General features: G+C 38.9%; 9 protein-coding genes and 1 pseudogene. 5 read left to right on the top strand and 5 right to left on the bottom strand.

Annotated features, from left to right (window positions below):
- Position 1: 1 nt before the first annotated feature.
- Positions 2-1,096 carry a hypothetical protein gene (locus tag JW794_05640; protein MBN2017593.1) on the bottom strand — a complete coding sequence of 365 codons (1,095 nt, stop codon included), beginning with the start codon at positions 1,094-1,096 and terminating at the stop codon, positions 2-4.
- 163 nt (positions 1,097-1,259) lie between these two features.
- Between JW794_05640 and JW794_05635 the strand changes: the two are divergent.
- The 5 genes and pseudogenes from JW794_05635 to JW794_05615 all read left to right on the top strand — a co-directional run bounded on the left by JW794_05635 (position 1,260) and on the right by JW794_05615 (position 8,432).
- Positions 1,260-1,792 (top strand): annotated as a pseudogene (locus tag JW794_05635) (TetR/AcrR family transcriptional regulator).
- A gap of 101 nt (positions 1,793-1,893) precedes the next feature.
- Positions 1,894-3,294 carry a TolC family protein gene (locus JW794_05630; protein ID MBN2017592.1) on the top strand — a complete coding sequence of 467 codons (1,401 nt, stop codon included), beginning with the start codon at positions 1,894-1,896 and terminating at the stop codon, positions 3,292-3,294.
- 13 nt (positions 3,295-3,307) lie between these two features.
- Entirely contained in the window at positions 3,308-4,339 is a 1,032-nt protein-coding gene (locus tag JW794_05625) for an efflux RND transporter periplasmic adaptor subunit (protein ID MBN2017591.1), read from the top strand.
- Between the two features lie 28 nt (positions 4,340-4,367).
- Entirely contained in the window at positions 4,368-7,460 is a 3,093-nt protein-coding gene (locus JW794_05620) for an efflux RND transporter permease subunit (protein ID MBN2017590.1), read from the top strand.
- A gap of 165 nt (positions 7,461-7,625) precedes the next feature.
- A complete protein-coding gene (locus JW794_05615) occupies positions 7,626-8,432 on the top strand; it encodes a phosphohydrolase (protein MBN2017589.1) in 807 nt (268 codons plus the stop codon).
- A gap of 12 nt (positions 8,433-8,444) precedes the next feature.
- On the opposite strand, the gene JW794_05610 is transcribed toward JW794_05615, so the two are convergent.
- Genes JW794_05610 through JW794_05595 form a run of 4 tightly spaced genes read right to left on the bottom strand, consistent with a single transcriptional unit; the run spans position 8,445 to position 12,734 of the window.
- Positions 8,445-8,948: a 4Fe-4S binding protein gene (locus tag JW794_05610; protein ID MBN2017588.1), complete on the bottom strand. Its 504-nt coding sequence runs from the start codon at positions 8,946-8,948 to the stop codon at positions 8,445-8,447.
- A gap of 7 nt (positions 8,949-8,955) precedes the next feature.
- Complete coding sequence (locus tag JW794_05605; GenBank protein ID MBN2017587.1) at positions 8,956-9,741, bottom strand: 4Fe-4S binding protein; 786 nt, start codon at positions 9,739-9,741, stop codon at positions 8,956-8,958.
- 9 nt (positions 9,742-9,750) lie between these two features.
- Positions 9,751-11,085: a sigma-54-dependent Fis family transcriptional regulator gene (locus tag JW794_05600; GenBank protein MBN2017586.1), complete on the bottom strand. Its 1,335-nt coding sequence runs from the start codon at positions 11,083-11,085 to the stop codon at positions 9,751-9,753.
- Positions 11,082-12,734 (bottom strand): hypothetical protein, encoded by a 1,653-nt coding sequence (locus tag JW794_05595; GenBank protein MBN2017585.1) that lies wholly within the window; start codon positions 12,732-12,734, stop codon positions 11,082-11,084. Before JW794_05595 ends, JW794_05600 begins: the two co-directional genes overlap by 4 nt.
- Between the last annotated feature and the right edge of the window lies 1 nt (position 12,735).

The raw sequence follows: 12,735 nt of genomic DNA, 5'->3' as shown, positions 1-12,735 counted from the left end.
ACTATTCTTTCTCTTTTTCTTCGACATCGATCTCAACATCGACTTCTTCTTCCACGTCATCTTTTTCCTCGTCTTCTTCGTCCTCATCAAGATCGACATCGTCATCTTTTCTCTTTGGGTAAAATTTATCCTGTGATGAAAGATAGATGAAGGTTTCTGCTGCGGACATATAATTAAAGAAATAGGAATAGAGCATACCTGCTATCAGAATCAGGAAAATACCTATGATAAATCCTGGAACAAGATAATATCCACCTACGCCATAAACCATATTTAGTTTTGGAAAGAGAAGGCCCAGAAATCCAAAGAAACTCGGAATTGTTATCTTAGCAAACTCCTGTCCCATGATGAGATGTGCGCCCCAGCTTGTGAGTGCCACCGCGCCCTGAACGACGACGAAAACGAAACAGAATGCAATGGTTCCTACGAGCCATGATAGCGCATGTGTGGCAATGATATAAACGCCGTGGTCCTTAATAAGATGGAATAGACTTATGATACTGTCCATTGCAGATTCCTGCTCGACACCAACGATAACAGCGCCATAGGTACATGCAAAGCATAGAATGACCCCTGCAAGAACTGCAAAAAGAGAAATCACAAAAGGGATAAGATACATGATTGATAGCCAAAGTGAACCAACATAGGGGATCATACCGATTACATAGAAGAAGAGATGACCAAGTGCAATGAGAACAAAGAGCAAAATCCATCCTAACACATAAAATACAAATGTCTTAATATGTTTACCTAAGAATTTGAAAACATCTTTCCATCCAACGAATATCTCATCATCAACCACCTCAGTCCTGATGGAATATGCAATGCACATTCGGGCGATAAACATAATGAACGCAATCAAGATTATACCGATGATCGATTTAACGGAAAAGAGGTTAAGAGCGACCAATAACGTATCTTTCATACCGAACATAGAAACTGGAATAAGAAAGTCATCGAATATGAGGAAATATGCAATAATCCCCATAAGGATATACGCAAAACCTGATATCATCAAACGATGGAATCTGAAAGTATGATTCCATGCTTTAAAGATATCCCTGAACCTGAAAACCTTAGCTTGTTTTTCTTCCATAGCATCTCCTCTGGTTTTTTATCAATGTAGTTCAACGTTTACAAATAAGGATTAAATAATGTCAAATATTTTTATTCTATGTTAAATAATTTGACAGCTTTTATTGAAGCCACAAAAAAGTGAACCAATTCATTTTTGAATCTATTCATTTTTTGGAGATATCATGACTGGTTTAAGAGAAAAAAAGAAAACAGCCCGAAAAGATAGGATCTTTGCAGCCGCAGTTGACCTATTTAACAAGAAAGGATTCTCGAATACATCCATGCAGGATATCGCAGAAAAATCTAATGTGGCAGTTGGAACTTTATATAACTACTTCCCCTCAAAGCACGATCTTCTGCTCGATATCATACAGGAGCAGATGGAATTCAAAATCGCTGATAGTGATGAAATTTTTACCGTTAATCTTACAGAGCAAAAAGCGAAAGATGCGATAAAATTACTCCTAAGAAAAATTTTTAGTATCCCGTTATTAGTAAATAAGGATAGTCTAAAGGAGATTTTTATTGCAACCCTTTCCTCCGATGCGCATATCCAGAAGGGTATCTTCCTTGATATTGAACTCATGAAATCATTCCAAAAATTATTGGATAGATTCAAAAAAAATAATATTATATCCCGCGATATCAACACCTTCGATGCAACAAAAATATTCTATTCCGTTCTTCTGACGCAAATGATGATGTACATCTTTGATCCTGAATTTGATACGGAAACACTTTTTGAGAATACCGACGATCTCATCGATTTAATATTCAAGGGAATGAAACCATAAATTATATAATAAGGAGATATACATGAGTAAAAAACTCATTTTCAGGGCTTTCAAGTTTTTGATCCTTCTGCTGTTCTTGATGGGCTTCCATCTTTCTGCCATAACTCTTAATGATGCGATCTCAACTGCTCTCAAGAACAACAAGAGTTTTAATGCTGAAAAATATGATTATCTAAATTCAAAGTGGAATGAAAAAAATGCTCTTACGAATTTCTTCCCGAAACTTGATTTCAATGCAATGGCTTTTAGGATAGACGATGAAACCTACAACGAAGCGAACACAGTTTATAAATTACCGGTTTTCGATGCATTCGATGTGCCGACTGGTGACTATGTTCCGATATCTGCCGGTGAATTGAGCGGCGGAATTTACAAAACAACATACACGACCGATATTACGCTGCAACAGCCAATATTCAATGGCGGGAAACTCTTTCTCGGTTATACGATCGCAAGATTGAGCACAAAGCAGGCACTACAAAGCCTTGCAAGCACACAGAACGATCTCGAGTACAATGTTGCAGATTCATATCTTAATATTCTTAATATCCAAGATATGATCAAGATCGCAAATAAAAGCCTGGCATCCAGCAGAGCTCAGTTGAAAAAAATTCAGGATAAATTCGATGTGGGAATGGTTACAAAATCCGATGTGCTTCAGTGGGAAGTAAAGGTCGAAAATGACAAGATCACACTTGAGCAGTTGAAGAATAGTTTATCTGTTCTGAAAACATACTGGTTCAACATTCTCGGCTTGCAGTCTCTGTCTGATGCTGCTATGCCTGACCGCATTGACCTTACATCCTATGATAATGAGATTTCACTATTGCACTCTATGTCTGAGGTTACTAAATATGATACGCTGAGTTATGTGCTTTCCATTGTCAAATCTGAAAATCCTGATCTAAAAAGCCTGGAACTTACAGATCGAATTGCCAAGACTGCGCACAAACTGGCTATCAGCAACTTTCTTCCTTCTTTCAATCTAAAGTACACCCGTACATTTGACCAGGATGACAAACTCAATTTTGATGGTGCTGATACATGGAACATAGCTGCTGTATTTTCAGTTCCAATTTTCCATTTTGGTACAAACATTACCAATCTTAAAAAAAGCAGCTATGAGTATAAAAGCACAAGACTCAAGCTGGAAGATGCACGTCAGAAAATTCTCATGGCAGCTGAAAACTGCGTGTACGACCTGATCACAAAAGCAAAAAAAGTGATGAGCGGGAAGTTGGCATATGAGAATGCAAAAGAAAATTATAGTATCGTAAATGACCTTTTTGACCAGGGAATGGTCACCAATACAGAATTAATGGATTCAGAGATAATGCTTTACAGCATAGAACTGGGCTTGCAAACGTCTTACTATGATTTTGTGCGAGCAAAGTATGCCTTGGAAAAATATACAAACAAATAATTGAGAGGAACACATGAACTATAAAATAGTAACTCTGGCACTTATACTGATCGTCATATCCTTTACTGCTTGTTCACAAAAAGCGAAAGTTGAGGAAGAGATCATATCAACAGGTAAAAATATTGTCCAAGTAGAAAAAGTTAAAATCAAAGATATCGAAGAGGTAGTGACCTATTCCGGAACATTGGAAGCAGAAAAAGCGGCACTCGTTGGTCCCGAACTTAGCATGAAGATCAATAAAATTTTTGTTCAAGAAGGTGATAACGTTCACAAGGGACAGGTGCTTGCGATCATGGACAGCACACAGCTCAGACAGGCAGAAGCACAGTTCGAGGTTGCAAAGAAAAATTATGAGCGAATGAAGTCCCTCAAAAATACCGGTTCTGTGGACAAACAAACTTTCGACCAGATCGAATCTGAATACAAGACAGCAGAATCGGCATATAATTTTATCAAGAATAACACACAAATCAAAGCACCTTTCGACGGAATCGTAACCCTTCGCACAAAACATGAGGGTGAATCCTTTTCTCCTATGCTCCCAAGCGCATATGGAGATCCTGCCCTGTTCCGCATCGTCACTCTTGATAAACTCAAAATGAATGTAAACATCTCGGACGTAGACATCAATAAGATCAAAAAAGGACAAAAGGCCTATATCTTTGTTGATAGTGAACCTGACCAATATTTCCTGGGTACGGTTACTTTCATCTCTCCTGAAGCAGATATGATGTCCGGAACCTTCCCCTGCGCGATCAATATTGACAACCGTGACCATTCACTCAAACCAAATCAATTTGCGCTTACAGATATTGTAATAAAAAGCTCATCTAAAACTCTGATCATTCCCAAAGATGCTCTTGTCGATGACAATTATGTTTTTGTGGTGAGTAAATCAAAAGCATCAAAACAGGCAATTACTCGAGGGTTGTCGAACGAAACCGAGGTTGAGATTTTATCAGGACTTAGTGAAAATGATCTTGTGATTATCAGCGGTGCGATCGGTCTGCCTGATGGTTCTGAAGTAATAATTAGAAACCAGTAATGCACACCACACACAAGGAGATCTTATCATGAAATTACCAGAATTTTCCGTTAACAGACGCGTCACTGTAACGATGCTCACTGTGTTGGTTGTCATATTGGGTATTGTATCATTCCTGATGATCGGTTTTGAAATGCTTCCGGATCTCGACTATCCTACCATCTCAGTTGTGACATATTATCCGGGAGCTTCATCCCAAGATGTCGAAGAGGTTATAACAAAGCTTCTCGAAACTTCCATTGCCGGTGTTAAAAATATTAAAAATCTCAAGTCCGAAAGCATGGAGAACATTTCTCTCATTCTTGTTGAATTTGTCTGGGGCACAAATCTTGATTTTGCTGCACAAGATCTTCGAGATGCGATCGATATGAACCTTGATTATCTTCCGGAAGATGCAAATCGTCCAATGGTTGTTAAGTTCAATCTCTCTGAAATGCCGGTTTTATATTATGGTGTTACCGGTATGGAGAATACCTATCAGCTTAAGAAGATACTCGAAGATGAGGTCGAGCCTAAACTCAAGCATCTCAAGGGGGTTGCTTCCATTTCAATGATGGGTGGAGACGAACCGCAGAAGCAGGTCATTATCGACAAAGTCAAGCTGGAGCAGAATGGGATTTCCATCGATGATGTGGTTCAGATCATTGGCGCTCAAAATCTTAATATGAGTGCCGGTTATATCGACGAAGGTATCAATGAATATATGATTCGATCACTCGGTCAATTCACATCAACCGAGGAAATTGCAAACACCCCTATCGGGATGAGTAAAAGCGGCAAAGTCATCTATGTGAAGGATATAGCTCGAGTTGTAGATGGATTTGCAGAAGTACGATATAAAGTTCTCACGAACGGTAAACCTACCGTCATGCTCTGGATAAGTAAAGAGTCCGGTGCAAACACACTGAAGGTTTCTAAAATTATCAATGAAGAATTGGTTAAGATCAAGGAAACCCTTCCTGAAGACATCAAATTTGTGGAGATCTTTGATCAGGGTGATATCGTAGCAAGAATAACGTCAAAAACAGGAAATACTCTTATATTTGGTGGTCTCATTGCAATATTGATCATGTTCCTCTTTCTAAGAAACTGGCGTCCGACGCTTATCATTTCTCTTGCAATCCCCATCTCGGTAATCGTTACTTTTATTCCAATTTACCTGGCAAAATATTCACTGAACATCATGACACTTGGAGGTCTGGCGCTCGGGGTTGGTATGCTGGTAGATAACTCTATTGTTGTGATCGAGAACATCTATCGTCATCTTGAAAAAGGGAAGAAGCGTTTTGAAGCAGCGATTATCGGTGCTTCGCAGGTTGGTATGGCGATAACTGCATCAACGCTGACCACAATTGCTGTTTTTGCACCCATGATTTTTGCGGGAGGATTTACCGGTCAGCTTGTCCGCGGCATGGCACTCACTGTTGCATTCTCTCTCTTTGCATCATTATTCGTAGCCCTTACGATCGTTCCTATGCTTGCTTCTGTCATTTTTAAAAAGCGAGCGTCGGGCGAAGAATACATGCAGGCGACAGGTAAGATATTCATCAAGCTGCGTAATTTCTATGTTCGAGTTCTCAATTGGTCTCTGCATCATCGGGGGAAAATCATTTTAATTACGCTTGCTTTCTTTGTACTTGCAATTTTACTTATACCGTTTGTTGGAGCTGAATTCATGCCGAAATCCGATATGCCCATGCAGGTCATGACGGTAAAAGCTCCTGTGGGTACAAGTCTTGACCAGACAAGTGCTCTTGTGCATGACCTCGAAGCGATCATTGAAGAAATTCCTGAAGTCATCGATGTCATGTCTGCTACCGGCGCTATGACAGAAGGTATGGCAGCAGCCGACCCTACTAATCCTCAGGGATCCAACGAATCGCAGATATTTTTCAGGATCAGTTACAAAGAAGATCGCGACCGCAGTTCTGACGAAATAAAAGAAGCAATAAGGCAGAAATTTCCCCGCTACGAAGATGTAGATATCACATTCTCTGATATGTCCGGCGAGATGATGGGCGGTTCAGGTGATCCTATTTCGATCAAAATATTTGGGAAGGATCTCAATTATCTCCGAAAGATAAGTCTTCAGATTGAAGATAAAATTTCGTCAATTCCAGGTATCATCGATGTTAAAAATACCTACAAGCAAGCGAAGCCCGAACTTCACATTAAGATAAACAGAGATAAGGCATTTAGATACGGCCTGACAACGGCACAGATCGAATCTGCGATCAGAACCGCAACTTATGGAACGGTGGCAGGTATCTTTCGTGAAGCAGGAGATGAGATCGATATCTTCGTACGATATGATAAGGAAGACAGGAACAGTATCAAAAATCTTGAAGATATTACTTTAGTTTCACCGATGGGATTTTCGATCCCCCTTAAGCAAATAGCTTCATGGGATATTGGTGAAGGTCCTCTGACAATATCGCGCGAACATCAGACGAGGAAGGTTACAATAACCGCTGACCTGAAAGGAAAAGACCTTAGCGGAACAGTTCTGAAGATCAAAAAGGAACTCACGGATATTACAGATGACCTTCCGCTTGGATACTTCATCGAGTACGGTGGGGCGTATGAAGACATGAAAGAAAGCTTCCTTACCTTATTCCTTGCCCTTCTTCTCGCAGTCCTTCTTGTGTATGTTATTCTTGCATCACAATTCGAATCCTTCAAACAGCCGTTTGTGATCATGTTCACACTCCCATTGGCATATATTGGTGTTATCTATATACTTGTTGCCACCGGAACCACACTTAGCGCTATTACGTTCGTTGGCATTATCGTGCTTTCTGGTATTGTGGTGAACAACGGTATTGTGCTAATTGATCATATTAATCAGCTGAGAAAAGAGGGGCTCTCTCCCCAAAGATCGATCTTGCAGGCAGGTTCTGATAGGATGAGACCGGTTCTGATAACAGCTATAACAACGATCGGAGGCATGCTCCCAATGGCAATCAGTACAGGTCAGGGCTCAGAAATGCGCTCACCGATCGCAATTGCAGTTATTGGGGGTCTAATTACCGCAACTTTCTTTACCCTGCTGATTATCCCGACTATCTATTCATTGGTCGAGAGGATCTCATACAAGAAATACAATAAAGACACCAAATAAAGATTATAAACAATCTATATAAATTGGAATGCTCCCAATATGAGGAGCATTCCTTTTTTTAATTTTCATTCGTACCACTTTCAACTTTATTACATTCTTATTGACAAGTATATGTCAAATGCTACACTTTCATTGTAAAAAGTAAAATGGAAAAGAAAACATAGTATGATAAAGAAAACTCATAAACAACAGAATCTTGAAAAGACAATTATCAGCCATCTTAAGGGAAAGGCAAAAGAAATTGCAGAACATATATTTGAAGATGAAGAAGTACAAGCTCTTCAGGATTATGCAAATACAGTTTCAATAAAACGTCTCGGATATAACGATCATGGACCGGTGCATATGCGTAAGGCAGCACTCAATGCTCTGAAGATGTTTGATTTGTTGCATAAAGCAGGCATCAAATTCAATCTGGAGAATGAAAATCTCGGAACTGTAGAGGATAGCCAGGTATCAGTTCTTATGGCATCTCTTCTGCATGATGTAGGTATGTCCTCGACACGCGATCATCATGAGATCATCGGGATCATCATTGCTGAACCAATTATTCAGAGAATTCTCGATGTCATTTACGGTAAAGACATTCACAGAAAATGCATCCTTAAATCCATGGTCATCGAAGGTATATTCGGTCATATGGCAACTGAGAAGATCTATTCGCTGGAAGCTGGTCTTGTTCTTATTGGTGACGGTTGTGATATGGAAAAGGGACGTTCCCGTATTACGACATTACTCTCTCAGCAACCAAGAGTAGGGGATATTCATAAATATTCCGCAAGCTCGATCCAAAAAGTAAATATCTTGAAAGGCGAGAAGAAGCCTATAAAAATACTTATCGAGATGTCGCAGTCTGCTGGATTTTTCCAGATTGAAGAGGTGCTTTTCCCAAAAATTGTTTCGAGCCCTGTTAAGCCTTATATTGAATTGTATGGACAGGTAAAAAACAAAGATATGATGCAGTATCTGTAAAGATTTCCCTGCCTATTCTTTTTCTCTAATCGCATCGAAAGGACAAACTTTCTCGCAGATTCCACAATTATTACATTTCGTGGAATCAATAATTGCCTTACCCTTCTTAATGCTGATTGCCTGCATCGGGCATTTCTTCACACAAATTCTACACCCGATACATGCTTCAGGGATTACCTCGTATAAAATATTTTCTTGAGAAGTACTTTCTTCTATGATTGCAATGTCTTTAGTATCATTCGGTACAGTACTATCTATTATCTCAGTCTCAAAAATAGCTTTTACAGGACATTGAACTGCACATACACCACATGCAATACATTTTGTCTTGTCTATAACAGCTTTACCATTCACCATTGTTATGGCATCGGTTGGACATTGTACTTTGCGCACACAGATCGTACAGCCGATACATTTTGAATCATTTACTTCATACACTTTCGTTGTTTTCTGTGCAATAACGACTATTGGTATTACCATAAGAATTAGGATGAGTAAACTCTGTATTTTTTTCACGGTTTCCTTAATCTCTGTATATACAGTTGCTTTTTTCTTTATCAGACTTCGAACATTGGCGAACACATCGCATACATTTGATGCAATTGAAATCTGAAATCTTTTCCAGATATCCTATGTCAATATTCATCGGACAGTAGTTGACACAATTAAAACAATTTAAACTGGTTTTAATATTACGATAAATTTTATATCTCCGGATCTTGAGAAGATCAGCAAGCTTCTGAAAAATATTCATTAATGCAGCATAAGGGCAGAGGTATCTGCACCAAAATCTCTCAACAAAAAAACCACCTGCGACAATGATAATGAGCACACCAATCCCTGCAAAAGTAATACGCTGAATATGAGCAATTGCCATAACCGGACAGAATTTCATATATAGATATTGCACGCTTAAATAAGAAGTAACTGCTGTAAACAACAAAATTATATACTTCAGTATATTCAGATATTTATGTGTTTTATAAGCTATAAGCTGACGAAAACGTGTCTTTGGTCCACGGGCGGAATAGATCAACTCCTGGATGGTTCCAAATGGACATACGTACCCACAGAACCAGCGTCCCAAAAACATCGAACTTATTGCTATCAGTCCACCAATGATAATCGCAGCAGGAAAAAGGAAGGGAGCAAATTTCGAACCGATTTTCCAGACACCGAAACAAACAGAAGAATAGGGGCAGAATTCATGGGCTATTGGTAAAGCACCTTCTGTCAGGAGTATAAAGAGGGCTGCAGAAATGCCAAGAAAACTATATTGAATGAACCTTCTAATATGAAATCGACCCATAAATCGTTACTATTTCTTTAACCGAATGTGATATTCTTTGATCTTACGAGAAAGGGTATTCCTGTGAACCCCAAGTATCTCAGCAGCTTTTATCTGATTATGATCACAATCTTCTAATACACTTTTTATATGCTCTTTCTCGACTTGTGCAATTGTTCTTCCATTTGACTGGTCTTTGGAAATAGTGAAATTCTTTATCTCATCCGGCAGATCTTCAATGCGTATAACATTGCTTCTTGAAAGTGTGACCGTTCTCTGGATTACATTTTTCAATTGCCTGATATTCCCTTCCCATTGATAGTTGATAAGCATCATCAGCGCTTCATGTGATATGGAAAGCTCTTCTTCTCTAGAAAATTCTTCCAGAAAATGATTAACTAATTTTGTGATATCCTGTTTTCGTTCTCGGAGTGGTGGCAAATGAATAAGAATGACATTAAGCCGATAAAAGAGATCTTCTCGGAAATTCCCGATCTGAACCTCTGTTTTTATGTTTTTATTCGTCGCAGCAATAATACGTACATTCACCTTCTTGGTGATTGAACTTCCTACAGGTTCAAACTCCATTGTCTGCAGTGCACGGAGCAGTTTTACCTGTATCATTGGAGCAATGTCACCGATCTCATCCAGAAAGAGGGTACCCCCATCTGCTTCTTCAAATCTGCCTTTTCTGTCTCTGATCGCATCGGTAAATGCACCTCTTACGTGCCCGAAAAGTTCGCTCTCAAGAAGAGTGTCCGGTATAGCCGAACAGTTCACCTTTACCATTTTACGATGTCTGCGCGAACTTAGATAATGAATGATATCGGCGATAACCTCTTTTCCCGTTCCGCTCTCACCTGTAATAAGAACAGAAGCATCGACATGTGCTACCCTTTTAACCACACTGAGGATCTCACTCATCTTTTTGCTTTCAGCAATAAAAGTAATCGGGAAATCTCTATCTTCGATCACATCATGAACAGTTTTGCTTTCTTTCTCAACCTGTATATAATTCTGTGCATTTTCAATTTTATTGAGCAAAAGCTCGAGATTGATCGGTTTTTCTATGTAGTCGAAAGCGCCAATTTTGAGTAACTCTACTGCGTTCTCAACCGAACTGTAAGCAGTGATGACTATAACTGCAGTCAGGGGATTTATCTCAAGTATTTTTTGAAGAACCTCTTTCCCGCTTATGCCCGGCATTCGGTAATCAGTTATGACGACATCAACCGGATTATGATAGAACGCTTCAACTCCATCTTCACCAGAAAGGGCGGCAGTAACCTGATGATCTTTGGTTGTTAAAAAATCAGTTAAGATCTCTCTCTGCGATCTATCATCCTCAATAACTAATATTTTCACGTTAACTCCACCTTCGGTAATTGTATTACTACCTCAGTGCCTTTATCTACCTTGCTTGTTATCTCAATTGAACCCTGATGTTCTTTGATTATCTTTGCTGAGACCGGGAGCCCTAAGCCATTTCCAAATTCTTTTGTGCTGAAATAAAGATCCCATACTTTTTGAAGAATATCATCCTGAATACCAGTTCCGTTGTCCGATGTTCTGATCTGAAGTTCATTATTTTTTTCACGGAAAGTTACTTCAATAATTGAATTTAATTGAGCATCCTGGAAGGAGTCAACACTATTTTTAATAACATTAATCATAACCTGTGTAAGAGCTTCAGGGTCGAAATTCCACAATAGATCTGGTGAACCATCTAGTCTAAAATTTATATTTTTTGCCCTAAACTCTTCTTTGAACAGCATAAGAATCTTATCAACAAATTTATAAACAGGAACACTTTCAATTTTTAGTTCGAGTGGTCTAGAGTAATCCAGAAATCTTTCTACTATTTCATTAAGACGTTCGATCTCATTGAATGAGAGGGCAAGCATTTTCTTGGACGAATCATTCTTCTTGATGTCTATCTCCTTATTCAATCGCTGAAGTGTCATTGAAATCGCATTAAGGGGATTTTTTATCTCGTGTGCAACTTCTCTACCAAGCTCTCCGATGCCTGCCATGTATTCTGCATTTTGAAGGGATTCTTTCATGCTGTTTATTTTAATATGATTTCTATAGAAGAAAAACTCGAGTGCAAGGATTCCAGCAAAAATGATTGAATACATAATAAATAGAAGATTCCTGTTCCTCTTCAGTGCTTCAATCCTATCCATTGAAATCCCAAGACGTATTAAAACGGACTGTTCTTCGAGATAGAACGGTCGAATGATCTCAAGCACTTTTTTCTCCTCATAAGTATAAGTTCTTGAAGCAATCTTTTCATTCATCAAATTCGATTCCAGGAATTCATCCGATGATATCCGCTGAATTTTTCGCACATTCTCGGTTGCAGCAATGATCCCTCTCTCGTCCTGTATAACAAGATAACGAATCTGGGGAAGTATCTTAACAGATTCACTGACACGTTCAATTTGCTCGCCAAGCTTTGAAAAGAGCGTTGACAATTGAATCGGTTTAAGCAATGAAAAATAGTCTCTCTTATTAACAGATGCCACAAACCATGTGTTTTCTCTGAAGGTAACGAAAAAAACATTTGATGGGTCGTCTTCTATTTCAAGGAGTACAAATTCATGTGTTCTGGGGAGATGCTCAACCGAAATAATATCAGTACAATCTTCCGGTATGGAGTTTATCAGTTTTCCTCGTGAGTCAATGGTACATACATGGTGAATGAGCATACTGTTTCTTAATGAGTCAACTAGCTGAGGTGAGTGCTCTTCCATAACAAAATGAAGGAGCATTTCTGCGCGCTCAAAGAAGAGAGATTCTATAACGTCCTGTGAATAAAGATTGCTCTGAATGATGTCACTCACCATCTCGAGATAGAGACGTCCGTTCATTTCTATGGTCTTATAAACCGTATTAATATTGTTCGTTTGTAAATAATAAAGTGACCCCCACAAACATACAATTATGAGTGATGTGATCAAGAGCAAATACTTAAGGGTTTTTTCTTTTTTCTGAACAGATTTTGTTTTCATG

It is taken from the genome of Candidatus Cloacimonadota bacterium, assembly GCA_016932035.1.
Lineage (GTDB): Bacteria > Cloacimonadota > Cloacimonadia > JGIOTU-2 > JGIOTU-2 > Celaenobacter.
The sequence above is the reverse complement of the archived record's forward strand: the minus strand, read 5'-3'. Positions and strand labels throughout refer to the sequence as shown.

Coding starts and splice junctions, on each gene's coding strand:
- JW794_05640 (MBN2017593.1), bottom strand. CDS start 1,096: ATGGAAGAAAAACAAGCTAAGGTTTTCAGGTTCAGGGATATCTTTAAA.
- JW794_05630 (MBN2017592.1), top strand. CDS start 1,894: ATGAGTAAAAAACTCATTTTCAGGGCTTTCAAGTTTTTGATCCTTCTG.
- JW794_05625 (MBN2017591.1), top strand. CDS start 3,308: ATGAACTATAAAATAGTAACTCTGGCACTTATACTGATCGTCATATCC.
- JW794_05620 (MBN2017590.1), top strand. CDS start 4,368: ATGAAATTACCAGAATTTTCCGTTAACAGACGCGTCACTGTAACGATG.
- JW794_05615 (MBN2017589.1), top strand. CDS start 7,626: ATGATAAAGAAAACTCATAAACAACAGAATCTTGAAAAGACAATTATC.
- JW794_05605 (MBN2017587.1), bottom strand. CDS start 9,741: ATGGGTCGATTTCATATTAGAAGGTTCATTCAATATAGTTTTCTTGGC.
- JW794_05595 (MBN2017585.1), bottom strand. CDS start 12,734: ATGAAAACAAAATCTGTTCAGAAAAAAGAAAAAACCCTTAAGTATTTG.